Source organism: Plesiomonas sp. ZOR0011 (assembly GCF_000800945.1).
GTDB classification, from domain to species: Bacteria; Pseudomonadota; Gammaproteobacteria; order Enterobacterales; family CAMTGL01; genus Plesiomonas; species Plesiomonas shigelloides.
Window position 1 is genome coordinate 1 of record NZ_JRKB01000062.1, and the last position, 26,635, is coordinate 26,635.

At 51.8% G+C, this 26,635-nt stretch carries 24 protein-coding genes; 10 read left to right on the forward strand and 14 right to left on the reverse strand.

Translation table 11 applies throughout. The features are described 5' to 3' along the window. The 3 genes from L975_RS10820 to ampD all read right to left on the reverse strand — a co-directional run. Positions 1 to 456, reverse strand: a 456-nt coding sequence (locus tag L975_RS10820) for a GntR family transcriptional regulator (protein WP_047708664.1), incomplete at its 3' end; no start/stop codon positions are given. A 630-nt stretch (positions 457 to 1,086) separates the two neighbouring features. Beyond that, a complete protein-coding gene (gene ampE / locus L975_RS10825) occupies positions 1,087 to 1,929 on the reverse strand; it encodes a beta-lactamase regulator AmpE (RefSeq protein ID WP_047708665.1) in 843 nt (280 codons plus the stop codon). A gap of 200 nt (positions 1,930 to 2,129) precedes the next feature. Next, a complete protein-coding gene (gene ampD, locus L975_RS10830; RefSeq protein ID WP_047708667.1) occupies positions 2,130 to 2,735 on the reverse strand; it encodes a 1,6-anhydro-N-acetylmuramyl-L-alanine amidase AmpD in 606 nt (201 codons plus the stop codon). A gap of 448 nt (positions 2,736 to 3,183) precedes the next feature. On the opposite strand from ampD, the gene nadC reads away from it, so the two are divergent. From nadC to L975_RS10855, 5 genes are all read left to right on the forward strand, one after another. Next, positions 3,184 to 4,110 (forward strand): carboxylating nicotinate-nucleotide diphosphorylase, encoded by a 927-nt coding sequence (nadC, locus tag L975_RS10835; protein ID WP_047708669.1) that lies wholly within the window; start codon positions 3,184 to 3,186, stop codon positions 4,108 to 4,110. Positions 4,111 to 4,881: 771 nt separating this feature from the next. Next, positions 4,882 to 5,316, forward strand: coding sequence for a pilin (locus L975_RS10840; protein ID WP_047708712.1), 435 nt, complete (start codon positions 4,882 to 4,884; stop codon positions 5,314 to 5,316). A gap of 45 nt (positions 5,317 to 5,361) precedes the next feature. Then, on the forward strand, positions 5,362 to 6,867 hold the full coding sequence (pilB, locus tag L975_RS10845; RefSeq protein WP_052181421.1) for a type IV-A pilus assembly ATPase PilB: 1,506 nt from the start codon (positions 5,362 to 5,364) through the stop codon (positions 6,865 to 6,867). Between the two features lies 1 nt (position 6,868). Next, positions 6,869 to 8,104: a type II secretion system F family protein gene (locus L975_RS10850; RefSeq protein WP_047708671.1), complete on the forward strand. Its 1,236-nt coding sequence runs from the start codon at positions 6,869 to 6,871 to the stop codon at positions 8,102 to 8,104. A 138-nt stretch (positions 8,105 to 8,242) separates the two neighbouring features. Then, entirely contained in the window at positions 8,243 to 10,045 is a 1,803-nt protein-coding gene (locus tag L975_RS10855) for a PglL family O-oligosaccharyltransferase (protein ID WP_047708673.1), read from the forward strand. Positions 10,046 to 10,125: 80 nt separating this feature from the next. On the opposite strand, the gene L975_RS10860 is transcribed toward L975_RS10855, so the two are convergent. Together L975_RS10860 and L975_RS10865 are read right to left on the reverse strand one after the other, a co-directional pair. Further along, positions 10,126 to 10,680 carry a YbhB/YbcL family Raf kinase inhibitor-like protein gene (locus L975_RS10860; protein ID WP_047708674.1) on the reverse strand — a complete coding sequence of 185 codons (555 nt, stop codon included), beginning with the start codon at positions 10,678 to 10,680 and terminating at the stop codon, positions 10,126 to 10,128. Between the two features lie 216 nt (positions 10,681 to 10,896). Next, positions 10,897 to 11,937, reverse strand: a complete 1,041-nt coding sequence (locus L975_RS10865) for a GMP reductase (protein WP_047708676.1) — start codon at positions 11,935 to 11,937, stop codon at positions 10,897 to 10,899. A gap of 257 nt (positions 11,938 to 12,194) precedes the next feature. On the opposite strand from L975_RS10865, the gene L975_RS10870 reads away from it, so the two are divergent. From L975_RS10870 to yacG, 4 genes are all read left to right on the forward strand, one after another. Further along, a complete protein-coding gene (locus tag L975_RS10870; protein WP_369795333.1) occupies positions 12,195 to 13,061 on the forward strand; it encodes an A24 family peptidase in 867 nt (288 codons plus the stop codon). Between the two features lies 1 nt (position 13,062). Continuing rightward, positions 13,063 to 13,671 (forward strand): dephospho-CoA kinase, encoded by a 609-nt coding sequence (gene coaE, locus L975_RS10875; RefSeq protein ID WP_047708680.1) that lies wholly within the window; start codon positions 13,063 to 13,065, stop codon positions 13,669 to 13,671. Positions 13,672 to 14,051: 380 nt separating this feature from the next. Beyond that, on the forward strand, positions 14,052 to 14,804 hold the full coding sequence (gene zapD / locus L975_RS10880; RefSeq protein ID WP_039046527.1) for a cell division protein ZapD: 753 nt from the start codon (positions 14,052 to 14,054) through the stop codon (positions 14,802 to 14,804). 184 nt (positions 14,805 to 14,988) lie between these two features. Next, entirely contained in the window at positions 14,989 to 15,180 is a 192-nt protein-coding gene (gene yacG / locus L975_RS10885; protein WP_039046505.1) for a DNA gyrase inhibitor YacG, read from the forward strand. A 69-nt stretch (positions 15,181 to 15,249) separates the two neighbouring features. On the opposite strand, the gene mutT is transcribed toward yacG, so the two are convergent. The 3 genes from mutT to L975_RS17310 form a co-directional block, all read right to left on the reverse strand. Continuing rightward, the gene (mutT, locus tag L975_RS10890) at positions 15,250 to 15,684 is read right to left on the reverse strand and encodes an 8-oxo-dGTP diphosphatase MutT (RefSeq protein ID WP_010862610.1); all 435 of its coding nucleotides are present in this window, start codon (positions 15,682 to 15,684) and stop codon (positions 15,250 to 15,252) included. 113 nt (positions 15,685 to 15,797) lie between these two features. Next, positions 15,798 to 18,506 (reverse strand): preprotein translocase subunit SecA, encoded by a 2,709-nt coding sequence (gene secA / locus L975_RS10895; RefSeq protein ID WP_010862611.1) that lies wholly within the window; start codon positions 18,504 to 18,506, stop codon positions 15,798 to 15,800. A gap of 109 nt (positions 18,507 to 18,615) precedes the next feature. Further along, entirely contained in the window at positions 18,616 to 19,194 is a 579-nt protein-coding gene (locus tag L975_RS17310; protein WP_052181422.1) for a hypothetical protein, read from the reverse strand. Between the two features lie 85 nt (positions 19,195 to 19,279). Between L975_RS17310 and L975_RS10905 the strand changes: the two genes are divergently transcribed. Next, positions 19,280 to 19,768 carry a DUF721 domain-containing protein gene (locus L975_RS10905; RefSeq protein WP_010862613.1) on the forward strand — a complete coding sequence of 163 codons (489 nt, stop codon included), beginning with the start codon at positions 19,280 to 19,282 and terminating at the stop codon, positions 19,766 to 19,768. A gap of 112 nt (positions 19,769 to 19,880) precedes the next feature. On the opposite strand, the gene lpxC is transcribed toward L975_RS10905, so the two are convergent. From lpxC to murC, 6 genes are all read right to left on the reverse strand, one after another. Further along, on the reverse strand, positions 19,881 to 20,798 hold the full coding sequence (gene lpxC, locus L975_RS10910) for a UDP-3-O-acyl-N-acetylglucosamine deacetylase (RefSeq protein WP_010862614.1): 918 nt from the start codon (positions 20,796 to 20,798) through the stop codon (positions 19,881 to 19,883). Between the two features lie 149 nt (positions 20,799 to 20,947). Then, positions 20,948 to 22,117, reverse strand: a complete 1,170-nt coding sequence (gene ftsZ / locus L975_RS10915; protein ID WP_010862615.1) for a cell division protein FtsZ — start codon at positions 22,115 to 22,117, stop codon at positions 20,948 to 20,950. 39 nt (positions 22,118 to 22,156) lie between these two features. Further along, on the reverse strand, positions 22,157 to 23,413 hold the full coding sequence (gene ftsA / locus L975_RS10920) for a cell division protein FtsA (RefSeq protein ID WP_010862616.1): 1,257 nt from the start codon (positions 23,411 to 23,413) through the stop codon (positions 22,157 to 22,159). A 3-nt stretch (positions 23,414 to 23,416) separates the two neighbouring features. Continuing rightward, on the reverse strand, positions 23,417 to 24,265 hold the full coding sequence (locus L975_RS10925) for a cell division protein FtsQ/DivIB (RefSeq protein ID WP_010862617.1): 849 nt from the start codon (positions 24,263 to 24,265) through the stop codon (positions 23,417 to 23,419). A 1-nt stretch (position 24,266) separates the two neighbouring features. Continuing rightward, positions 24,267 to 25,178 (reverse strand): D-alanine--D-alanine ligase, encoded by a 912-nt coding sequence (locus L975_RS10930; protein ID WP_039046502.1) that lies wholly within the window; start codon positions 25,176 to 25,178, stop codon positions 24,267 to 24,269. Then, the gene (murC, locus tag L975_RS10935) at positions 25,171 to 26,631 is read right to left on the reverse strand and encodes a UDP-N-acetylmuramate--L-alanine ligase (protein WP_039046526.1); all 1,461 of its coding nucleotides are present in this window, start codon (positions 26,629 to 26,631) and stop codon (positions 25,171 to 25,173) included. Before murC ends, L975_RS10930 begins: the two co-directional genes overlap by 8 nt. Positions 26,632 to 26,635 lie beyond the last annotated feature (4 nt).

Consider the following 26,635-nt stretch of genomic DNA (forward strand, 5'->3'; position numbering starts at 1 on the left):
CTGCATTACCGCATCGGCTTCGGCCGCCGGATCATCTTTGGCTTGCGCCGCCACAATCGCCTGCTGGCTCTCGCGTACCCGCGCAAAATCCGCATCTGTACCGCGCAGCGCCGCGTAATAGGCCGACACGCCTTCGAGCGCATGACGCGTCTCTAGCAAATCGAACTGTGACTCCGGGTGGGAAGATAACAACTCACTGAGCGGATCACTGAAACTGTGCCAGAGTTGTTGCTGCACAAAAGTGCCGCCGCCCTGACGGCGCAGGAGTAACCCTTTTGCCTCAAGGCGCTGAATAGCTTCACGTAATGACGGGCGCGAAACATCAAACTGAACCGCCAGTTCTCGCTCCGGTGGCAGCTTCTGCCCCGGGCGTAATGTTCCTTCCAATATCAGGCGTTCCAGCTGCTGTTCAATCACATCAGACAGCTTTGGCTGACGAATTTTGCTGTAGGCCATGCAAACATCCATTTGAATTGAACTGCCTGCTACGTTGGGATCAATTTCGCCGACTGTCAATTGGTATTACCAATTTTACGGTGCGATAAAAATTACCAGAATCCCCAAAATGTGTCCAGACGAAAATTGATCTGAATCATGTTATGCCGCCAATGGTAACAAAAACGCTTCAGCTAACATAACATTTGTCATACTTAAATTGGTCAGACCATTTAACGTTTGTCGTTTTAAACGCTTCGCTAAAGCTGTAACGAGTCAGCTTTATAACTGGCGGGAATAATCGCCCTTATTAGCGCGAAATCCGTATTTTTGGCTTATCGCTCTCAGGGAATTGACCTCTCGAGCACGTACATAACCGCAGCACAAACCGTACATTCGCTGCTCAAATGTCACCTTTAGCGGGGAAGCGATAGGAATAAATAAAAATGTCGTCTTTTTGCATCCAGAAAAACGCATTAACAAAAAGACAGACAGAAGACAGAAGACAGAAGACAGAAGACAGAAAGCCTGCCACACAGGCTTGACCAAAAAAACAGGCCGCCCATCACAGGACGGCCTATCAGCTCAATGCATCGCGTATGCCCGATGGCACTTCACACTAAAATGCAGCATGACAGCATGTGAGCCTCGTTACAGCAATAAGCCATAAATGGTCAGCACTGCCAGCGCAATCACCAGCCACAACGCCGCCTTACGCGCCAGCGCAACCGCGTTTTGCGCCATCAACTCCCACGAATCACAATCTTGTGGACTCAAAGCAAAGCGACCAATCTCAGCGAGCACCCGATGCGCCGGAGTATGCCAATCCATCACCGACACCATCCACGCAGGCAGCGCCTTCTCGCCACTGCCCGCAAACACATAGGCCAGCGAACAAAGTCGCACCGGGATCCAATCCAGCCAGCCCAACAGATGATCTACCCCAGACTGCGCCCGCAGCAGCGGATCTTCATGCTCCGCCAACCAGCTTTGATAGGCCCGCAGCGCGGCATAACCGAGCATAATGGCTGGCCCGCCGACCACAAACCAGAACGCAGGCGCCATGTAGTAGCGAAAGTTGGTCCACAGCAGCGCGCTTTGCACCCCAATCAGCAGCGATTTCTCATCCTGCCCCGGTAAACCGTGAATACGCGCCAATTGCTCGGCGGCTAAACTGGCCGCTTCGTTATCACCACGGCGTGCCGCCGTCAAAAAAGCATGATAACGACGCCGTTTATATCCCGCCCCGATGCACAATAATCCCAGCGCAATCCAGCTCAGTAGCGTCAGCAAGCCAAACAGATGCCCACGGATCAGCCACAGATAGAGCAGCGTCACTACCACCACGCCCAGCCACAGCGCAAAACTGGTCACCAACGAAGGGCGACGAATTTTCGGCCACAGCCCTTGCAACCAGTGATCCAGTTGCCAGCGCTCGCCGGTTTTAAACAGACGCTCCCACGCCAGAATTAACAGCAAGCTAAACAGCTTCATGCCCACGGCACTCCTTTATTGCATTGTATTGCGTTGTATACCCTTCCTACTTGAAGCTGCAGCGGTGTTGGCTACGTTCGTTCACCCCAATCACATAGTTTACCTCTGCTCATGGGGATTCACTCACTTGCCGCCTATCTGCAACTTCACGTTGTTTGGGTATATACCCAAGCGACTTGGCGTAAGAAGGGTATATTCGGTTAATGCGACTTGCCACGAACCACGGCAAGCCGCGCATAAAAATCATCCCAATCAAAGGCTGGACCCGGATCGGTTTTGCGCCCCGGCGCAATATCGCTGTGGCCGGTGATCCTCAGAGTCCCCTCCGGTGTTGCCATGGCCGGATAAGTGTCTAGCAACAGCGCCGCCAGTGTCACTAAACGCTGGTATTGCGCATCGCTGTAAGGCGTGTCGTCAGTGCCTTCTAACTCGATGCCCACCGAATAATCATTACAGCGTGGCCGCCCCGCATACTCAGATACCCCCGCATGCCATGCTCGCTGATTAAACGGGACATACTGCACAACCTCACCATCACGCCGGATCAAGCAGTGCGCCGACACCCGTAGCTGATAAATATCGGCAAAATACGGATGTTCGTCTGGCGGCAAAGTGCCGCAAAACAGCTGATCAATGTACGGCCCGCCAAACTGACCAGGCGGTAAACTGATATTGTGCACCACCAGCAACGATACCGGCTCGTCTGCCGCCCTCACATCACAATGGGGTGAAGGGCAGTGACGCACCCCCGCGCCGTTCAACCAGTTATCCTGCAACTGTAAGGCCGGTTGCTGTGTTGCCGTCATCACCTCGTTCCTTTCGTTGTTCTGTTTTGTATCGCGTTTTTGAGTCCAGTTGAATGGTAAGCTTGCTGCGTTATACGAACATAACACAAACATAACCCGCATCCCTCTGCATGCTGTTAGCATTATAAAAAGCTCTCTATGAATTCATAGCTTCTAATGCCTAGCCTCTAATACCTAGCATAAATTCAGCACCGCAATTAATCGCCTGAATTAACCGCATCGCTTCACGTCGCCGAAAGTTAACCTTGCAGCGGCTAGTTTAAGCAGATAACTGCACAGATATTTAAGCAATAGCCATTTAAGCAATAGCCATGCCGCTTCGGCTTACAATCCAAAGCACCACCAGAACCGCTTCAGCTGTGCGCTGCGCAGAGTTTGTTACATGACGGATGCGAAAATACACGCAGTACGTTACCATCTTCAGCAGGATTTAAAGTGGAGTTAACCCATGCCGCGTCGCATTCATAATGCCGAGCAACGCCGTCTGATGCTGCAAGAACAGCTCAATAAGGACATCCCGTCTCGCGTACGGGCCGCACTGCAAGAAGATCTCGGCAGCGATCACCCCGTAGCCGATGCCGATCTCACCGCCGCGCTACTACCTGCCACCACCTCAGCCACTGCCCGCCTGATCACCCGTGAAGCCGGTGTGTTCTGCGGCCAACGCTGGGCGGATGAAGTGTGCCGTCAGTTGAGCGCCGGACACCCCGATCCGATCCAGCTGCACTGGAAAGTGCAAGATGGTGATAGCCTGCAGCCCAATCAGCTGCTGCTGGAGCTCACCGGTAATGCGCGCCTGATCCTGACCGCCGAGCGCACCATGCTCAACTTTATCCAGACCTTGTCTGGCACGGCCAGTGTAACCCGCCGCTATGTCGAGCAACTCGCCGGCGCTCACACTCGCTTGCTGGATACACGCAAAACCTTGCCGGGCCTGCGCACCGCGCAAAAATACGCGGTACAGTGTGGTGGTGGCGTCAATCACCGTATCGGCCTGTATGACGCCTTCCTGATTAAGGAAAACCACATCATCGCCGCTGGCGGCATTAAGCAGGCCGTAGACCAAGCGCATGCCCTCGCCCAGCGCACTCTGCAGCACGATGTACCGGTAGAAGTGGAAGTCGAAAGCCTGCCTGAGTTGGATGCCGCCATCCAAGCCGGAGCTGACATCATCATGCTGGATAACTTTACCCTGCCGCTAATGCGTGATGCCGTAGCTCTCACCGCCGGTCGCGTGCAATTGGAAGTGTCCGGCAATGTAACGCTAGAATCGTTGGCTGATATTGCCGCTACTGGTGTGGATTTTATTTCTGTCGGCGCGCTCACTAAGCATGTCCGCGCACTGGATCTGTCACTGCGCTTTAGTGAGCAGTAAACGGTAGCGGATTAAGAAAAAGCACCAATCAATATCTCCCCATAATTAGCATTCCAGCACAAAGCAATACGCTAATTATGGGGTTATTCTTTCCCTCGCCATTATCAATAACAGCAAGTCTTTAGCCAATTTATCAACGTACTTTCGCCAATCATTTCCTATAACTAATGGCATCACCAAAAATTATAAAACCAATCAATATCCATGAAACAGAAGAAGCTTTTATTAAATTCAGTCGCGTGCTAATTTAACTCTCACTCATAAAGGCCAATCAATACGCATATTCACTCATAGGGAATGGCACTGGAGAAATAATATTAATAAAAATAGCGAATAAGCACATCGAGCATAGGTACAGTCTAAATAGCAACAACAAGCGAAATAGCCGCAAGCCTTATGTGGAAAAACGTACCATTCGCCAACCTGCAAAGCATGTGAAATTTATTGCAGCCACTGCTCGCTCTGACTAGCACCTCTCATCTCACATACATAAATCTTTGTGATTCATTTTCCAACTCACCAAGCCGGCTTTGCAAACCCCCTCATGCTGTCAGCACAATAGCCTTGAGGGTCTGCTGCTCGTTGTCCTGCCGACTCTCAACATTACTGGCTAACTACCTTAAAAAAGCGGTGCCTGACCAAACGGCACCAAGCAAAGCTTAGCGGCCGGATGATGGGAAACCACAGATGCGTTTTCCGGAAAGAAAACGGGCGTGGCTTATGGATTTCCGCAAATACGGATTGCGGAGTGTGAGGTTAGGAGAGAACAAGATGAAAGCAGTGAACAAGGGTTTTACCCTGATTGAATTGATGATTGTGGTGGCCGTAATCGGCGTACTGGCGGCAATAGCCATTCCTCAGTATCAAAATTATGTGGCTAAAGGTGAATTAGGCTCAGCTATCGCAACGACATCCTCTTTAAAAACTAATGCTGAAGACTTTGTCGTGACTAAAGGTAACTTTCCTACAGATGTATCTTCTATTGGTGCAAGTCATCTATCCTCGGCGCCTATGGGAGCCATTGCTTTAGCTGCTTCAGGTACCTCTGGTGGAGGAACAATAAAATATACACTAAGTGCATCATCTGTAAGCCCAAAAGCTAAAGGCTCTATTGTAACATTAACTAGAAGTGATGATGGCGCTTGGGCTTGTTCGGTGACAGGGAATGGCGCACCTTTGGCTCCCAAAGGCTGTAGTAGCAACTAATTAGATTTATAATAAGAGGAGGCTAAGCCTCCTCTCTAAATCACCATGAATAATAAATACATAATAGAAAACTACCAACATCTTTTTTTCCTGTGCCTTGAGTATAAAGCTCTTCCCCTACAAGAAAACAATAACACTCTCTATCTATCTATCGCCGATATTAACAACTACAAAGCCGCCGATGCGTTTCGCTTTGCCACCGGCAAAAATATCGAGCTGGAGCAAGCGGATAAAAAAGAACTGTATGCCCGCATTGAAGAGCTGACCGGCCAAAAAGTCGACGACATTGTTACCGCCGCCGACAGCGAAACCTTGGGCGAACTCGATGAGCTCGACGGTGATAGCCGCAGCACCGACACTGCCGAAGTGGCCGATGAGCAAGATGAAGCGCCAATCGTGCGTTTTATTAATCAGATGCTCAGCCGCGCCGTGCGCGTGAAAGCCTCCGACATTCACTTTGAGCCCTACGAGAAAACCTATCGGGTACGCTTTCGTATTGATGGCGTGTTGCAAGAAATCACCGCACCACCACAAAAGCTGGCCCAGCGCCTCGCCGCACGCCTAAAAATCATGAGCAGGCTAGATATCGCCGAGCGCCGCGTACCACAAGATGGGCGTATCAAGCTTAAACTGAGCGAAGGCACCACCATTGATTTACGGGTTTCCACCCTGCCCACCCTATTTGGCGAAAAGGTGGTACTACGAATTCTCGACTCCTCTGCCGCCCGTTTGGATATCGAGCAACTGGGCTTTACTGCCCGTGACCAACAGCTGTACATCAATGCCCTAGCACGTCCGCAGGGGTTGATTCTGGTTACCGGCCCAACCGGAAGCGGTAAAACCGTCACCTTGTATACCGGCTTATCACGCCTGAACACCCCTGAGCGCAATATCTCAACGGCGGAAGATCCGGTGGAAATCAACTTAAGCGGCGTCAACCAAACCCAGATTAACACCCGCGCCGGCCTGACTTTCGCCAGCGCTCTGCGCGCCTTTTTGCGCCAAGACCCTGACGTGGTGATGGTAGGGGAGATTCGCGATCTAGAAACCGCCGAAATTGCGGTAAAAGCAGCGCAAACCGGCCACTTGGTACTCTCCACGCTGCACACCAACTCAGCCGCCGAAACCTTAACCCGCCTATCGAATATGGGCGTACCAGCTTACAACATTGCCTCCTCGGTGAATCTGATCATTGCTCAGCGGTTGGCGCGGCGTTTATGCCCACACTGCCGTGAGTCCATCACCTTGAGCTATGCCGAACAACAAGCCCTTGAGTTCACTCCGCTACAACCGGATGGGATCACCATTTACCGCGCCCACAAAGAAGGCTGCGATCACTGCAGCAGTGGCTACAAAGGGCGTACCGGTATTTACGAAATGATGCCGATGTCTGGCCAGCTGACCGATGCCATTTTGCGCGGCGCTCACGCCCCTGAGCTCACCGCCATTGCCTGCCAACAGGGCATGCTGACCTTGCGTCAAGCCGGCTGCGCTAAAGTGGTTGAAGGGATCACCTCATTGGAAGAAATCGAGCGTGTAACAGGAGTGTAAGATGTCTGCACTGACCCAGCCGAAAGTCCGCAAGCATTATGCCTATAAATGGAAGGCCGTAAATCGGCAGGGCCAAGAGACGTCAGGCGAATTAGATGCCAGCTCACTGGATGAGCTGAAAATGATCCTGATGAGCCGTGGCTTTAGCCGCATTGAAGCGAAGAAGGTCTCGCAATCGGTATTTGCCAAGCTTAAAGATCGCATAAAGCCCTCGGATATTGCCTTTTTCAGTCGGCAACTTTCCACCATGCTGTTTGCTGGCGTTCCGGTGCTACAGGCACTGCGTTTAATTGGCGAAAGCCACGCTAAACCCAGTATGCGCCGTTTGATCAACGGGATCGCCGCCGATGTCGAAAGCGGTACCCCTATTTCGCAATCACTGCGTAAATACCCGCGGATCTTTGATGATCTCTTTTGCGATCTGGTCAGTACCGGTGAAGTCACCGGCCGCTTGGATCTGGTGATGGACAGGATCGCCACCCACCGCGAAAAAATGGAAGCGTTGAAATCTAAAATCAAAAAAGCGCTCTTCTATCCCTCCATGGTCATGTTGGTAGCCATCGGAGTCTCTGTGCTGATGCTGCTGTTTGTGATCCCGCAATTTGAACAGCTCTATCATGGTTTTGGCTCTGAACTACCCGCATTTACCCAGATGGTGCTCAATCTTTCTATCTTGTTACGTGAACAAGGTGGCTATGTCGCCGCCGGCATTGTATTGGCCTTTTACCTCTATCGCCGTGCCTATCGCAGCTCCGAGAAAGTGCGCATGAAACAAGATGCCGTGATGCTAAAAATGCCGGTGATCGGTGAAATGCTGCACAAAGCCTCGGTCGCTCGCTTTTCGCGTACCCTGTCGGTGACCTTCTCTGCCGGTGTACCGCTATTAAGTGGCCTGCTTTCCGCCTCGGGAGCCTCTGGTAATCTGGTTTACCGCAATGCCATTTTGGCAGTACGCAAAGAAGCGGAGCAAGGCATTCCCATTCACTTGGCGATGCAAAAACAACAATTGTTCCCCGCTATCACTACGCAGATGGTGATGATTGGTGAAGAGTCCGGTTCGCTCGATGGGATGCTGGATAAAATCGCCAGTATTTACGAGCAAGAAGTGGATGATATGGTTGATGCACTGTCGAGCTTATTAGAACCTTTCATCATGGTAATTATCGGCGGGATCGTCGGCTCACTGGTGGTTGCCATGTACTTGCCAATATTCAATATGGGCAGTGTGATTGGATAATTAATATTATACCCAAACAACTTGTAGTTGCAGGTAGGCGGTAAGTGAGTGAATCCCCATGAGCATAGGCAAACTATGTGATTGGGGGCTTCAAGTGGGAAGGGTATATAAGAAATACATTGATATAGGGATAATATCATGTGGGCTCAACGGATACGCGCTCATCTACCATCAATCACGCGAGATAGCCCGAGTGATACATATCAAACACTCGTTTTTTTCGCCTGCGCACTGTTTTTCCTCGCCGGCATGCATACCTTACAAAATCATCTTGGCGGCGAGGGGTTGCAGATTCCCTTTAATAATATTGGCTGGACAATCATCAGCTTAATTATTTCCAGTGCACTATGGTTAGTCAGTAAAACGCGCCAAATTCACTACACGCCACTCACTACGCTGTTACTCATCAGCTCACTACTTATCACATTACCGATTTTTTACCCCAACGCTAATTTACGTAGTCTTACCTTTTTGTTTGGCCTTTGGGGTGGCTATATCACGTATACTTCACTTCTACAGTTTAAATTTTCTGTGATTCAAAAAATACAGTTCCTTTGGCTTATTGTTATAGCTGTATTTATTGAATCCAGTTTAGCAATTTGCCAATTTTATTTATTTGGCGATAACAATAGCTTTGGGTATGACGCAAAAATAAATCGACCATATGGCATATTTTTCCAGCCAAATCTGATGGCCTCTTTTATGGCCACCGGTACCGCTATTGGTGCATACTTGCTGATGTTCAGCACAAAAAAAACAACTCGCATCTTTTTATATTTCAATATCATTGTTACAGCTTTTGTTATCACTGTACTGCTTTCTCGTACGGGCTGGTTATCACTAGCCTGTATTACATCACTGATAATCATGGGTCTTTGGCGTTATGATAAAAAAGTAACGCTCTATGTTACCCTTTGCATCATGGTTGGTACCTTATGGGGCTGCGCAGAAAACTTCCTGTGGCGTGATATTACCAACTTAATGGCCGATCGTGTCTCAATGCAAAGCCCTCGAGCCTATACCTATCCACAAACCTTAGCATTATGGCTTGAAAAACCTTGGCTCGGTTGGGGCTATGGCCTCTTTGAACCTGCTTATTTGCAATTCAGTGCAAAAGGATATGCCAACGGTGTTTTTGATCATCCCGGATTAGTTGGCCTTGCCCATGCACACAATGAAATATTACAACTCGGTGCTCAAGGTGGCATAATTCCGGTAATCGGTTTTCTGCTTGCCGTAACAGCCATTATATCGTGTTGCTTACAACAGCCAACCCGTTGGCTCGTTATTGCTAGCTTTACTCCGTTAGCTCTGCATACTCAACTGGAATATCCGTTTTACCATTCTATTCCACACTGGTTTATCTTTATTCTCTTGATTTTTATTTTTGATAACGGTAAGCAACAATCCCTATCAGCGCCAAGTACGCTTACCTTACGTTTAATCGCCATATTCCTTAGCACCCTGTGTAGTATTTTCATGCTTACCACTATGCACACCACATATAATCTTTATCGCTATGAAACTGGCAATCGACAAGATTTGTCATTAGTGGTGAATAACTTAAATCCCATTGCATGGTACCGTCACTTAAATTTCTATCTCACTGCACAAAGCATTAATGCCGCTGTTGCTACTGAAGATAAAGAAAAGCTTAAACTCATTGAACCGTGGATAAAAGAGGACATGCGTTATTACCCACGCCCAGAGTATTACAATATGCTATCAATCATCTATCATCAACTAGGCCAAAGTGAAGAACTTACACAATTAAGCCAAGATGCTATCTATTTACTTCCTCTGGATACTACACTGTTTGCATCTGATTACTTTAAGAAGAATGTACCGCAACTTTATGCACTACATAAGAAAATTAGCAGAGAAATAGAACAGATCAGCATGGATAGTGCGACAAATAAAAGGCACATCACAGAAAAATAAATAGTCAGATAACTAAAGGTCGCATGGCAACCTTTAGTTATAAAAAACGATTATCTCTACATTAAATACTCAGTGTGTAATTAACGAGCATTCGTCGGCGCAGTCAAACGCGCTTCACCAATCTTATGCTGCAGGATAAAAAAGCCCGCATAGGCTGGTGAGGCGTTGGCCGGAATATCCAGTTTCGGCACATTCAGCGCATACACGGTGATCTGATAGTTATGCGGTTGAGCGCCTGCCGGTGGGCATGCGCCGCCAAAGCCGTCATAGCCAAAATCATTACGCAGCTGAATCGCCCCTTTCGGCAAATCTTTGCTGTCTTTCATACCGACATTTTCTGGCAGACTATGCACATCAGCAGGAATATCGACCATCACCCAATGCCACCAGCCACTGCCGGTCGGCGCATCCGGATCGTACATGGTCACGGCAAAACTCTTGGTGCCTTGTGGAATATCACTCCATTTCAGCGCCGGAGACTCGTTCTTGCCGGTACAACCCCAACCATTAAAGATCTGCGCATTTTGCAAGGTCTTGCCGTTTTCCACCGTTGGACTGCTCAAGTCCATCGCCTGCGCACTCATACTCAGGCCGCCCGCTACCATCAGACACGCTATCGCTTTTTTCCCAAACATGCTCGAGTTACTCCTGTAAATGGATTGTGCTCGTTAAGCATAGTCGCTCACTGAGCAAGATCCACCGCGCGCAACATTCACTCGCAACACTCACAACTTCGTTACAATAGTTCACAGCTGTTCGCTTATCTGCTGCGACACTGCGCTTAAGATAGCAATAAAAAATCCCGCGTTCCTAAGGATACGCGGGATTTTTTATTATCTTATGCTGAGAGATTAACCGTTAAATACGCGGTTTTCCTGCTCAGCCACACGGATAAACGTGGTGCGTTTGGTCAGCTCTTTTAAGCGGGCTGCCCCCACATAGGTACAGGCCGAACGCAGGCCGCCCAACACATCACGCACAGTATTTTCCACCGGACCACGGAATGGCAGCAGAACGGTTTTACCTTCTGAGGCGCGGTATTGCGCTACGCCACCAACATGGCGGTTCATTGCGGTATCGGAGCTCATGCCGTAAAACTGCATGAATGTCTGACCATCTTGCTCCAGCAAGCGTCCTTCACACTCTTGGTGCGCTGCCAGCATACCGCCCAGCATCACAAAGTCTGCGCCGCCACCAAAGGCTTTCGCCACATCACCTGGGCAAGTACAGCCGCCATCGCTGACAATCTGGCCACCCAGACCGTGCGCGGCATCCGCACACTCAATCACGGCCGACAGCTGCGGATAACCGACACCGGTTTTCACGCGTGTGGTGCACACTGAACCTGGGCCAATGCCCACTTTCACGATATCCGCACCGGACAGGATCAGCTCTTCGACCATCTCGCCTGTCACCACGTTACCGGCACAAATCACCTTGTTCGGGAACGCTGCACGCACTTTTTGCACATACGCCACGAAATGCTCGGAGTAACCGTTGGCTACATCGATACAGATGAAGTTCAATGCTTCGCTCAGCGCCAGCACTGCTTGCAGTTTGATGAAGTCTTGATCGGAGGTGCCACTCGACACCATCACATACTTCAACACCTCAGCCGGCTGTGCAGCCACAAAGGCGGCCCACTGCTCGGTGGTGTAGTGTTTGTGGACTGCGGTGAGCATTTCAAAACCCGCCAGCGCAGCAGCAATGCCGAAGGTGCCTACGGTATCCATGTTGGCGGCGATAATAGGTACGCCAGACCATTGACAACCCGCATGCTTGAACGTAAAATTCCGATCCAATGTAACCTCTGAACGGCTCTTCAATGTAGAGCGCTTCGGACGGATCAGAACATCTTTGAAGCCAAGCTTCAGGTCTTCTTCGATACGCATTAAATAAGTAATCCTTTTCTTCTGTATTTCCGGCCGCTGTAGATTTTAGCCGATCCTCAGGCAGTCGGAGATAATCGTTATATTGCTGTGATTATCGGACAATAATCACCATGCAATAAATTGCAGTTTTGCTACTGTGTTTCGCATGGTACGTGGAGCGGACACTCCAATACCACATCATACGCGATACTCAGCGTTCGGCAAGACTGCGATTTTTCTTTTTTTTCCTGTAAAATCGATAAAATTTATTCAAATTCCTGTTAGTGACAGACAGTCTGGATTATCCATTGGACGGAACCCTGCTCATTGCCTTTGCGGCGCTCTTTGGCTTGCTGATCGGCAGCTTTCTCAATGTCGTGATCTACCGCTATCCACTGATGTTGGAGCGGCGCTGGCACCTTGAATGTGCCGAACAATTCCCCGAACTCACTCCACCGGCCGATGCACCGCGCTTTGATTTGATCCTGCCCGGCTCTCACTGCCCACATTGCCAGCATCCAGTGCGCTGGTTTGATAACCTGCCTGTACTGTCGTGGCTGGTGCTGCGCGGTCGTTGCCGTCATTGTCAGGCTCCGATCAGTAAACGCTATCCGGCCATCGAACTGCTCACCACTCTGGTTTTTGCTCTGCCTGCCGCGCTGTGGGGGTTACAGATCTGGAGCATCGCATGCGCGCTGTTTGGTGCGGTGCTAATCACCGCCAGCATGATTGACTTAGATAGAATGTGGTTGCCCGACAGCCTCACCCAACCGCTGTTATGGGCCGGTTTATTACTGGCATGGGGTGGTTACTCGCCGTTATCCCTGCATGATGCTGTATTGGGCGCCGCGGTGGGCTATTTGAGCCTGTGGAGCCTGTTTTGGATATTCAAATTGCTGACCGGCAAAGAAGGCATGGGACGCGGTGATTTTGTCTTGATGGCCGCGCTATGCGCCTGGAGTGGCCCGACCCAACTGCTGCTGATTGCTTTGCTCGCCTCGGTGTGTGGACTGGTGTATGCCGTGATTGCGCGTAAGACGCAGCAGGCTATCCCATTTGGCCCATGGCTGGCCTTGGGTGGCTGGATCAGCCTGCTGTTTAGTGACACCATATATGCTCACTATTTTGCACTGATGGGATATTAATGTGAGCTATGTGGTCGCCATTACCGGCGGGATTGGCAGTGGCAAAAGTACTGTCGCCAATTTGTTTACCCCATACGGTATTGAGCAAGTGGATGCCGATGTGATTGCCCGCCACGTTGTCGAGCCGGGAACGCCGGCGCTAGCGGCGATCCGCGCCCATTTTGGTACCGATGTGCTGCAAAGTGACGGTGCGTTGGATCGCGCCGCGCTGCGTGCGCGTATTTTTGCTAAGCCTGAGGAAAAGCAGTGGCTGAATGCGCTGTTGCATCCCGTAATTGGTCAGGCAATGCGTCAAGCACTGGCCGCCGCGCGCTCCGAATATGTACTGTGGGTGGTACCTCTGTTAGTCGAAAATCAACTCTACACCGAGGCCGATCGCGTATTGGTGGTGGATGTCAGCCCACAAACGCAGATCCAGCGAACTCATCACCGCGATCAGGTGCCCATCGCACAAGTTGAACAAATTCTGCGAGCACAAGCGACACGCGAACAGCGTCTGGCGGTGGCCGATGACGTGATCAATAACGATGGCGATTCGAGCCAACTCAGTGCACAAGTGGCACGCCTGCATCAACACTATCTACAGCTAGCCGCCGCCAAACGCACCTGATCTGTACTCACGGAGGGGTATTAACTGGCGCGTATGCACTGACACACGGATACAGACTACCTATATAGACAAAAACAATATCCCTCCCCATCATCACGGCCGGTTGAAATAGCGATGATCCGCGCGTGAGTTTGCCCGCTTAATATTTTTCTCTAACTCGCCGCTCTCAATTATTTAGTACATAGTTCAGCTTATAGCGCACAGCAAGAGCGGCAAGATAATCGGAATGCATAAAACAATACCCTCCGCCCACAATTGGTTTTAAACTTCCCCCATATTTGCAGCAATACAGCCGGCTGAAGGAGTGGAGATAATTTGCCCTTTCGCCGTGCCTATATTCTGTTATCGTAATACTCTCTTTTCGATGAATCAGACCCATGATGAATGACTCAACCCGTTCAGTGATTTTTGAACATCCCCTGAATGAGAAGATGCGAGCCTGGTTACGCATTGAATATCTGCTGCAACAGCTGGATGATAACCAGCACCTGAGCGATACCGCGCAGGCGATGGTTTTTTTCCGTACCATTGCCGATCTGTTGGAGGTATTAGATCGCGGAGAAGTGCGCACCGATCTGTTAAAGGATCTGGAGCGCCAACAGCAGAAACTGGCCCAATTTATTGATTCACCGGGTGTTGATTTAAGCCTGCTGCAAGATTTGCGCGCCCAACTCAAACAGCACTACAGCGATTTGCTGGCTGCGCCACGTTTGGGTCAAGCGCTACGCGAAGACCGCTTCATCAGCCCTATCCGCCAGCGCCTGAGTATTCCCGGCGGCTGCTGCAGCTTTGATCTGCCGACCTTGCACCTGTGGCTGCATCTGCCGCACAGCGAGCAATCACGCCAAGCTTTGGTGTGGATGGAAACCTTGTCGCCACTGCGTAATGCGCTGCGGATGGTGCTGACGTTAGTACGGCAAATTGCGCCATTTCACCCGTGCGCGGCGAATGGTGGCTTTTTCCAAGACAACGGTGGCGATGCGGAAATGCTGCGTCTACGCCTGCAGCTAGATGATATGGTGTACCCGCAAGTCTCCGGCCATAAGAGCCGCTATGCGATCCGCTTCCTGCCACTCGACAGTGAACACGGTGAAGTGCCGGCCCAATTAGCCTTTGAACTGGCCTGCTGCTGATAATACCCGGGCAGCCGAACGTTATAGCCAAACAACGTGAAGTTGCAGCTAGGCGGCAAGTGAGTGAATCCCCATGCGCATAGGCAAACGATGTGATTGGGGTGAGCGAATGTAGCCAACACCGCGGCAACTTCAAGTAGAAAGGGTATATATCGCCTGTCCGGTCTGACGAGAGAGCCTGATAATGAGCAAACCTTTGGTAGTTGCCTGTCCTACATGTGGACAGGATGTCGAGTGGAGCGCGGCATCTGCGTTCCGTCCGTTTTGCAGCAAGCGCTGTCAGTTAATCGATCTGGGCGAATGGGCCGATGAGGAAAAACGCATTCCTGGCCCTGACGATCTGTCTGACGGCGAAAGCTGGAGCGAACAAGAATAATGTACACAACCGGCCCCTTGGCCGGTTTTTTATCGCAGTTTTATCATTGCGTTACTGTTGCTTGGCCGCTTATTCGGCGCGCAGAGGCGCTTGAGCTTGTGCTTCGACGCGAGCCTGCTCCAACAGAGTACGGATCACTGGCGCATTGGCTTCCGGGAACATCTCTGGCGTTAAGGTATGCTGAGGCACCCATGCCGAATGCTGCCCTTCGCGGCCATACGGCTGACCCTGATAGCGTTCAATCAGGAAAAAGTACAAGTGCACATGCCGATCGGCAAACTCGAAGCTCAGGCTATCGAGCAAACGAGCCTCTTGCACCTCAATGCCAATCTCTTCATCCAGCTCGCGCCGTAGCGCATCTTCGGCACACTCACCCGCTTCAATCTTACCGCCCGGAAACTCCCAAAAGCCTGCCAGATGAGAATCTGCGCCACGCTGGGTCAAAAACACTTCCCGCTGCGCATTACGAATAATTCCCACGGCAACCTGAACCCGTTTTTTCACTCTGCCTCCGCTAGAACTATCTTAAAAATACTGGCCATAAAATACTGGTCATCAAAGTACGGTCACAAAAAAGGGCATTACTGCCGTAATGCCCTTTTTGTATCCTGTCCGGCTTAGCCTTGCAACACGCCGTGACACTGTTTGTATTTTTTACCCGAGCCACATGGGCATGGTTCATTACGGCCGACCTTACGCTCACCGCGTACAACGGTACCACCGGTTTCACCTTGCTCATCCGCTTCGTCATGGCTGTACTTTTGCTTTTGGGCGATACGCTCAGCTTCAGCGCGGCGCTGCGCTTCCACTTGCTCAACCTCTTCTGGCATGCGCACACGCACCTTACTCAAGGTGCTGATCACATCCAGCTTCAGGTTTTCCAGCATATCAGTGAACATCTCAAACGATTCGCGCTTGTATTCCTGTTTCGGGTTCTTCTGCGCGTAACCACGCAGGTGAATACCCTGACGCAGGTAATCCATCGCCGCCAAGTGCTCTTTCCACAAGGTATCCAGCGTTTGCAGCATCACCCCTTTTTCGAAATGGCGCATCATTGGCTCGCCGACCACTTCTTCTTTCAAGCGATACTGCTTTTCTGCCTCGGCAATCACCTGCTCGCGCAGGGTTTCTTCGTGCAGGTTGTTGTCTTCATCCAGCCATTTCGCAATTGGCAGATGCAGGTCAAAGTCATTCGCCAGACGGTTTTCCAGACCCGCAACATCCCACATCTCTTCCAAAGATTGTGGTGGAATGTACTCGTCAATCACCGCGTTAAATACGTCAGCGCGGATCCCTTCAATGGACGCCCCGATCTCTTGCGCATCCAGCAGCTCGTTACGCTGTTCATAAATCGCTTTACGCTGGTCGTTAGCCACGTCATCGAATTCCAGCAGCTGCTTACGGATATCGAAGTTACGTGCTTCCACTTTACGCTGAGCGTTTTCAATCGCCTTGCTGACCCATGGGTGCTCGATGGCTTCGCCTTCTTGCATGCCCAATTTCTTCATCATGTTGCTGACGCGATCGGAGGCAAAAATACGCATCAAGCTGTCTTCCATCGACAGGTAGAAACGGGAAGAACCCGGGTCACCCTGACGACCAGAACGGCCACGCAACTGGTTATCGATACGACGAGATTCATGGCGCTCAGTACCGATAATATGCAAACCACCGGCGGCGATGACTTGCTCATGCAGCTCATCCCAACGGGCTTTCAGCGCAGCGATTTGCTCGTCAGTTGGATTTTCCAGCGCCGCAGCATCGGCTTTCCAGCTACCACCCAGCAGGATATCGGTACCACGACCGGCCATGTTGGTGGCGATGGTTACCGCACCCGGTTTACCGGCTTGTGCCACGATATCCGCTTCTGAGGCGTGGAACTTGGCGTTCAGTACTTGGTGTGGAATGCCCGCTTTTTTCAGGGCCTTAGACAGCTCTTCTGATTTTTCAATCGACACAGTACCGACCAACGTTGGACGCCCGGCCGCTACTTGCGCTTTGATGTCATCAATGATGGCATTGAATTTTTCGCGCTCGGTCATGTACACCAGATCGGCCATGTCCTTACGCACCATCGGACGGTTGGTTGGGATAACCACCGTGTCCAGATGATAAATCTGTTGGAATTCGAACGCTTCGGTATCTGCCGTACCGGTCATCCCGCCCAGCTTCTCATACAGACGGAAGTAGTTCTGGAAGGTGATCGAAGCCAGTGTCTGGTTTTCGTTTTGGATCTGCACGCCTTCTTTGGCTTCAACCGCCTGATGCAGACCATCGGACCAACGACGGCCCGGCATGGTACGGCCAGTGTGCTCATCGACGATCACAACTTCGCCATCTTTCACGATGTAATCGACATCGCGTTCGAACAGCGCGTGCGCACGCAGTGCGGCGTTGATGTGATGCAGCAGCGAGATATTGGCCGGAGAATACAGGGAATCGCCCTCTTTCATCAGCTTAGCTTCAATCATCAGCTCTTCGACTTTCACCTGACCACGCTCGGTCAAGTGCGCTTGACGCGCTTTTTCGTCTACGCTGAAATCGCCGTCGCCTTGGAACTCTTCGCTGTCTTCTTTTTCCTGTTGCACCAGACGCGGGATCAGCTTGTTGACCTTGATGTACAGCTCAGAGCTGTCTTCAGCCGGACCGGAGATGATCAGCGGCGTGCGCGCTTCATCGATCAAAATGGAGTCCACTTCATCGACAATCGCATAGTACAGCGGACGCTGTACGCGCTCTTCCGGGCTGAACGCCATGTTGTCGCGCAGGTAGTCAAAACCGAATTCGTTGTTGGTACCGTAGGTGATATCGGCCGCGTACGCTTCACGCTTCGCCGGTGCCGGCATACCCGGCAGGTTAATGCCGACCGTCAGGCCCAAGAACTCAAACAGCGGACGGTTGGTTTCGGCGTCACGACGCGCCAAATAGTCGTTCACGGTGATCACGTGCACGCCACGACCGGTCAGCGCGTTCAGATACGCTGGCAGGGTCGCGGTTAGAGTTTTACCTTCACCGGTACGCATCTCTGCCACGTTACGGCCATTGAGCACCATACCGCCGATCATCTGGACGTCAAAGTGACGCATACCGAAGACCCGCTTACTGGCTTCACGTACGGTGGCAAAGGTTTCAGGGATCAACGAGTCCAGCGCTTCGCCTTTCTCAAGGCGCGCACGAAACTCCGGGGTTTTCGCTTTCAGCTCATCATCGCTGAGCGCCGCAAAGCTTTCTTCCAGTGCGTTAATCTGCTGAACCACTTTACGCAGACGGCGCAGAGTACGTTCGTTGCGGCTACCAAAAATTTTAGTCAGAACTTTAGTCAACATAACAGGTTACATCTTTATTCAGAGTCAATCCGTGGCTTTCCGGTGCATCCGGCATAAACCAAACATCCCGCTAGGTATGTGGCGACAGTGCGGCGCGGGCCGCGTGCCTTTACGCCAAACGCAACGGGCCGGCGCGGATCCCCTGAACTTGTGCTAACCAGCGTGACGGCAGATAAGCGGTGAACGCAGTCGGGATCACATCCCGCTGCGGATCAAGATGCGGCCAAGGCTGCGCAAGACGCAACGCCGCAGAGAGTAAGACGCTATACGTAGGTTGTAGTAGAGGTGGCGTATCCAGCACCAACTCGGGCTCAACGTTGAGCTCGGTGGCCGCCTCGGGCCACCAAACGCCAGCATGTGGGGTATGGGGTGCTAAAATCTTAGCTAAGCGGGCAAAAAAGCCAGACACCGGACGCCAGTCTTGAACGCTAGCCTGCTCCGGTTGCGTAATCGACACGCGCAGCGCAACGTGTGGCGCAGACGGCGCGATTAACTCATTGCGCAGACGCATCGCGCTATTGGCCAGTGCCGGTTGGGCACTGCGGCTGATAGCCGGATTCGCTGGACTCTCAGGGCGAGCTTCGTTTACTGTACTGGCAGAGCTGACACCCGCGGCTACCACACCTAATAATAGGTGCGGCCACAGATGGCGACGGCCAAATTGTACACAACGAATCAGAATCGACATTCACCCTGTCTCTAGTCTGCGGGCCTGTTATTCACAACACTACCCGGAATTTCAACGGAATCTAACCTGTACGGTATTATTTACTATGCGTGATCACCGGCCACAATCCATTGATACTTTGCTCGGCGATTCCCAGTTGCACAATGTACAACAACGGGCCACAGCATTGTTGCAGCTCAATCAGGCAGTACGAGCCTTACTGCCGCGCGAACTGCAACCACATTGTCGGGTTGCCAACTTCCGCCAAGGCATTTTAATCCTTGAAATCGCAAATGCCAGCTTTGCTTTACGTTTACGCTATCAAACACCGGCATTAATCAGCGCATTGCGCCAAAATACCCTGCCAACGTTAGTAACAATTGAACATCGAATCAATCCCGCGCTGGCAATTTCCGCCACATCTGTGCGGGAGACTGCACAAAGTCACTACCAGACGGATAAAAAAAGAACAATCAGCCCGCAAACTGCCGAGCATCTGCGTGTGCTAGCCAGTCACAGTCCAAAAGCATTGCGGGAAAAACTGGAGAAACTGGCTGCACTGGCCGGAGAGGAGACCAGTGCAGACCAAGAATAACGGCTTACGCCGCTGAGCGTTGCACCCGATGGCACTGCTGGGTGCTACTCGTGGAATAACTTTGTTGCCGAACAACTAGTCGCTAAATAACCGATCGCTAACTAGCCTACGTTTATGCGTAAACCAGTGATGGCGCAGCAAAAGTCACTGGAACTTGCGCTTCGTTTGCGAAGGTCACATATTCCCATGCGCTTTCTTTAGCCAGCATCGCCTGCAACAGCTTGTTGTTCAGTGCGTGACCGGATTTATAAGCCCGGAATTCACCGATGATGGTGTGACCACACATGTACAGATCGCCGATCGAATCGAGGATCTTGTGTTTCACAAACTCGTCATCGTAACGCAAGCCATCTTCGTTCAACACGCGGTACTCATCCAGCACGATGGCGCAGTTGAAGCTGCCACCTAAGCACAGGCCCTTGGATTGCAGGTATTCGATATCCCGCATAAAGCCAAAGGTACGTGCGCGGCTGATTTGGCTGATAAAGTTATCGGCAGAGAAATCCAGACGATAACGTTGAGCACCCGCATCGATCGCCGGATGATTAAAGTCGATGGTGAAGTCGATCTTAAATCCGTTGAATGGCACAAACTCCGCCCACTTGTCACCGTCTTCCACGCGCACGGTTTCTTTGATGCGCACGAATTTCTTGGCGACATTCAGCTCTTCGATACCGGCATCTAACAGCAGGTACACGAATGGGCTGGCGCTACCATCCATAATTGGGATTTCAGGCGCATCCACATCGATGATGATGTTATCGATACCCAGACCCGCCAGAGCCGCATTTAAGTGCTCAACGGTAGAGATCCGCACATCATCATCGTTGACCAGACACGTACAGAGCATGGTATCACGCACGGATTTCGCATCAGCCGGAAAATCAACCGGAGGATTCAAGTCAGTGCGACGATAGATGACCCCGGTGTTGGCCGGTGCCGGGCGCAGGGTCAGCGTTACCTTACGGCCGGTATGTAAACCGAGCCCGGTAGCTTCAATACTGCGTTTTAAGGTCCGTTGTTTGATCATCTTGTCTATCTCGTCTGCGTAACAAACTCATGTCATCTGACTACTAACTCTACTTTTATCCGGGCGTATTCGCTTTCGGTATAAAAGTCTTACAACTTAGTAGTCAGACATGTTAACACAAGTGACGGAGATTCCAAATTGTTGCTTTCTTAATCGGCTTGCTTGCGCAGGAAGGCCGGAATATCCAAATAGTCTGGCTCTTTCGCTGGCTGCACCGCCGCCACAGGTTCATTGACCACTTTGGCTGGTTTTGGTTCCTGCTGGATTGGCGTCATGTTGTGCGCCGCATAACGGTCTTGCATCGTTTGTTGGTGCTGATGCTGAGGGTTATGCTTGTTGCTCACCAGAGTGATGTCAGGCTTACGCTCAACACCGATACCGGTCGCCACCACGGTCACACGCAGCTCGTCGGCCATATCCGGATCCAAAGAGGTACCGATCACCACAGTCGCGTTGTCAGAAGCAAACGCACGGATGGTGTTACCGACCGTCTCAAACTCGTCCAGACGCAGGTCAAAGCCCGCGGTGATGTTAACCAGCACACCACGCGCGCCAGCCAAGTCGATGTCTTCCAGCAGTGGGCTGGAAATCGCCATCTCAGCGGCTTCTTCCGCACGATCTTCACCGGAAGCCACACCGGAGCCCATCATGGCATAACCCATTTCGGACATCACGGTACGCACGTCAGCAAAGTCAACGTTCATCAGACCCGGACGGGTGATCAGCTCGGCAATACCCTGCACCGCACCTTTCAGTACGTCGTTAGCCGCACCAAATGCATCCAGCAGCGAAATACCGCGACCCAGCACTTTCAGCAGCTTGTCGTTTGGAATGGTGATCAAGGAGTCAACGTGCTTAGACAGCTCGGTGATCCCTTGGTCGGCAAAGGCCATACGCTTTTTGCCTTCGAAGCTAAATGGCTTAGTCACCACCGCTACGGTCAAAATGCCCAGCTCTTTGGCCAGCTCTGCCACCACTGGCGCTGCACCGGTACCGGTACCGCCACCCATACCGGCTGCGATAAAGACCATATCGGAGCCTTCCAGCGCATTGCGCAGAGCTTCACGATCTTCTTCCGCCGCACCGCGACCAACTTCTGGGTTAGCCCCAGCGCCCAGACCTTTGGTGATCCCGCCACCAATCTGGATAGTTTGGCCTACTGCGGTTTTACGCAGGGCCTGTGCGTCGGTGTTGACCGCGAAGAACTCAACACCTTCGATATTTTCACGCACCATGTGCTCGACGGCGTTACCACCGCCGCCACCGACGCCGATGACCTTTATCACCGCATCATTAATCATTGCCATTGGTTCAAACATAACCCTCTCCGTTTTGTGCCTGTCCGCAGCAGGTCTAAATCAGAATTCCCGTTTCAGCCAACCATTGAGGCGCTTTAGCATGCCGCCGACTGAGCGTTGTTTTTCAGTCTCGGCTTCCTCATTCATTTGTGATTCTTTGCCGTAGTGCAGCAATCCCACTACCGTTGAGTAGTAAGGAGCCTGTGCATAGTCCGTTAAACCCGTTAAGTTTAACGGCTGTCCAATCCGGACCTGTGTATGGAATACACGCTCTGCACATTCAGCCAGCCCTTCCATCTGCGCTGCACCGCCGGTTAGTACAATACCGGCCGCCAAGTGGTGTTTAACCCCTTGCTGCCGAAGCTGTTCTTGTAACTCTTGCAACTCTTCATTGACCAAATTCAGCAACTCGGAATACCGAGGCTCAATCACTTCGGCCAATGTTTGGCGCTGTAGGCTGCGTGGTGGACGACCACCCACGCTCGGCACTTCCACCGTTTCTTCTCGGCTAACCAACGAACCGAGCGCGCAGCCATAACGCACTTTAATGGCTTCGGCATCCGTCGGCGGAGTACCAAACGCGTAAGCGATATCGCTGGTGACCACGTTACCCGCATACGGAATAACTTTGGTATGACGCAGCGCACCGCCGGTGTAGACAGCGATATCCATGGTGCCACCACCGATATCAACCACACACACACCCAACTCGCGTTCATCTTCGGTCAACACCGCATAGCTGGAAGCCAGACCGGCAAAAATTAGCTGGTCAACTTTCAGGCCACAGCGCTCTACGGCTTTGACAATATTCTTTGCCATATCGTTATGGCAGGTGATCAGGTGAACCTTGGCCTGCATCCGTACACCGGACAGCCCAACTGGGTTTTTAATCCCTTCCTGATAATCTATGGCATACTCTTGAGGAATAACATGCAGGATGCGGTGCTCTTCCTTAGTTTTTACCGATTTCGCTGTGTGAATAACATTATCCACATCGTCCTGCGAAACTTCTTCATCAGAAATCGGGACAATCCCCATTTCATTCTGGCAGCTAATATGCTTTCCTGATAGAGCCAGATAGACAGAAGATATCTGACAATCCGCCATCAGTTCAGCCTGATCCACCGCACGTTGTACGGACTTTACGACAGACTCAAGGTCGTTTACGCCGCCTTTATCCATACCGCGTGATGTGCTGCTGCCTACACCGATAATATTCAGCATTCCATCAGGAAGTACCTCTCCCACAAGGGCAGAGACTTTAAAGGTCCCGATCTCTAATCCAACAACCAGTTTTCTGTCCGTCGCCTTGGTCATTTTTTAACCTGACTTAGTATTCGCTTGATTTGTTGTTACCGGATTTGCTTTACCGCCCTGCGCCGGTGCCGGCACCAATAACGGTGCCCAACCTACCGCAAGACCGGTGTCGTAACGCAAATCAACATAACTGATCCGTTTATCCGTTTGCTGTTGCAGCAGCGGATAAAGCTCAATAAACCGCTTAAGGCGCTCCATCCGGTTGCCTCGTCCTAGCTCCAGCCGGATATCGCCATCCAGCCCGGCCTGCCAGGAATGGCGCGGACTCAATGCCAGCATTGTAAGGTGAAATCCATTCTCTTGCATGAGCTTTTCCATGCTGTGCCACGCATCCAACACTTCTTTTTCGGAGCCTTCCGGCCCATATAACAGCGGCAATTGCCGGCTGGCCATACGGTCTAACGGAGCGCTGAATGATTTACCTTGATTATCAACCAATTGCATATCATTCCAGCGTGCAACCGGTACATATTCGGCCAGATTAATCCGCAAAACATCTGGCCATTCTTTACGTACTGACACCTGAGAGATCCACGGCATCAGCATCAATTGCTGTTGGATGCTACGCGCATCCTGCGTCATAAAGCTGCCCAGCGGCCCCATGGATAAGATGGCGCGCCGGATATCATCGTCGGTGGTAAACTCACGCTGTCCGGTGATCACCAACCGTGACAGCGGTAACCGCTGGCCGTCTTGTAACCAATCAATGGCTGACCACAATCCCTTCGCACCATACCCGGCTACCAGCAGAAAGAACAACAAACCACCCAAAAACGAGGCGACGGTTCGCTGTGAAGAGCGACGCCGCTGCGCCGCCTCTGGTGTCCGCGAAATAATGGAAGCCTGCGCCATATTAGACAGCCAGTCCGATAATTTTAGCCACTAATTGCGAAAAGCTCATCCCAGCCTGACGTGCTGCCATCGGCACTAAGCTGTGACTGGTCATGCCCGGTGCGGTATTCACTTCCAGCAGTTTGAATTCGCCCTGACCATCCATCATCACATCCACACGGCCCCAGCCACGGCAACCCAGTGCGTCATAGGCGGTTTTCGCCAGTGCCGCGATTTGTTGCTCTTGCTCGGCATTCAGACCGCTCGGGCAGAAATAGCCGGTCTCATCGGACAGGTATTTGGCCTGATAGTCATAAAAGGTGCCAGCGGCTTGAATACGGATGGATGGCAACACCTGATCGCCAACAATCGCGACAGTATACTCAGGACCGCTCAGCCACTGCTCAACCAACACGGTGCTGTCATGCTCAAACGCTTTTTCCAGCGCCGGACGCAGCTCTTCGGCGCGAGTCACTTTGCTCATGCCTACACTGGAGCCTTCCAGCGAGGGTTTGACCATCAGCGGCAGCCCAAGGCGCGCGATTATAGCGGTGAGACGCGCATCCTCCAACTGGCCAAATGTGACAGTTTCATACGCGGCCAACGGCAGGCCCAGCGCTTGCCAGATCAGCTTGGTACGCATCTTGTCCATCGCCAGCGCCGAAGCCAGCACACCGCTACCGGTGTATGGCAAACCTATTTGCTCCAGCATCCCCTGCATGGAGCCATCTTCACCGCCGCGACCGTGCAGTGCGATAAACGCACGGCTAAATCCCTGTGCCGGCAAATCAGCCACGCTGATCTCCCGGGTATCAATCGGATGAGCATCAAAGCCGGCTTCACGCAGACCTGCCACAACGGCAGCACCTGAGTTCAGGGAGACTTCACGTTCCGCGGAGGTTCCGCCCAGCAATACTGCGACTTTCTCAGTCATGATTGTCCTCTTGCACTTGTTGCGGCTGTAACCGCATGGCCGCTAACTGACGGGCCACTTTGCCAATATCCCCGGCTCCCTGAGCCAAAACCAGATCCCCGCCTTTGAGCACCTGGCTTAAAATTGTCGGTAACTGTGACTGTTCCGGTACAAAAATCGGATCAACCTGACCCCGCGCGCGGATTGTACGACATAATGCGCGGCTGTCAGCCCCTTCGATCGGATTTTCTCCGGCGGCGTAGACATCCAGCATCAGTAATACGTCAACCTGTGACAGTACACTGGCAAAATCTTCGTACAAATCACGTGTCCGCGTGTAGCGGTGCGGTTGGAAAATCATCACCAGACGGCGATCGGCCCAACCGGCACGGGCGGCTTTGATGGTGACATCCACTTCGCTTGGATGGTGACCATAGTCATCCACCAGCATCACATCACCATCGCCTACCTTGAACTCACCTAGACAGTCGAAACGACGGCCTGTTCCCTGAAAACTTTCAAGTGCGCGAACAATCGCCAGATCTTCGATGCCATCTTCGCTCGCAACGGCAATCGCCGCGGCGGCATTCAGAGCGTTATGACGACCCGGCATATTAAGTTTAACCTGTAACGGCGCATAACCCTTACGGCAGATAACGAAATGACCCTGTGCGCCTTGTTGACGATAGTCACAAATTTGCACATCCGCGTCATCACTGAAGCCATAGGTCACGACATGACGTCCAATACGTGGCAGCAATTCACGTACCACCGGATCGTCGATACACATCACCGCCAGACCGTAAAACGGCAAATTATGCAGGAAATCGACAAAGGTCTGCTTGAGATTCTCAAAGCTGCCTTTGTAGGTATCCATGTGATCAGCTTCGATGTTAGTGACCACCGCCACCATCGGCTGCAGATGTAAGAAAGAGGCATCGCTCTCATCCGCTTCCGCAATCAGGTAACGGCTCGCCCCTAAACGCGCGTTAGTTCCAGTGGCTTTCACTAAACCGCCATTGACGAAGGTCGGATCGCGACCGGCTTCGGCAAAAATGCTGGAGACCAGCGCGGTCGTGGTAGTTTTACCGTGAGTACCGGCAATGGCTACGCCATGACGAAAACGCATCAGCTCGGCCAACATCTCGGCGCGGCGGATCACAGGAATGCGCGCTTCACGCGCCGCCATCACCTCAGGGTTCTCCGCTTTGATGGCGGTTGATACCACCACCACACTGGCATCGGTTACGTTCTGCGCGGCGTGCTGCAGGAAAATCTCAGCGCCAAGCGCACGCAGACGTTCGGTCACGGCATTTTCCGCCAGATCCGAGCCACTGATTTGATAGCCTTCATTGGCCAAGACTTCGGCAATACCGCCCATGCCTGCGCCACCAATGCCGACAAAGTGAATGCGGCTCACCCGGCGCATCTCCGGCACCATGGTGCGCAATTTCGCCAATTTTTGAGTCTGTATAGAG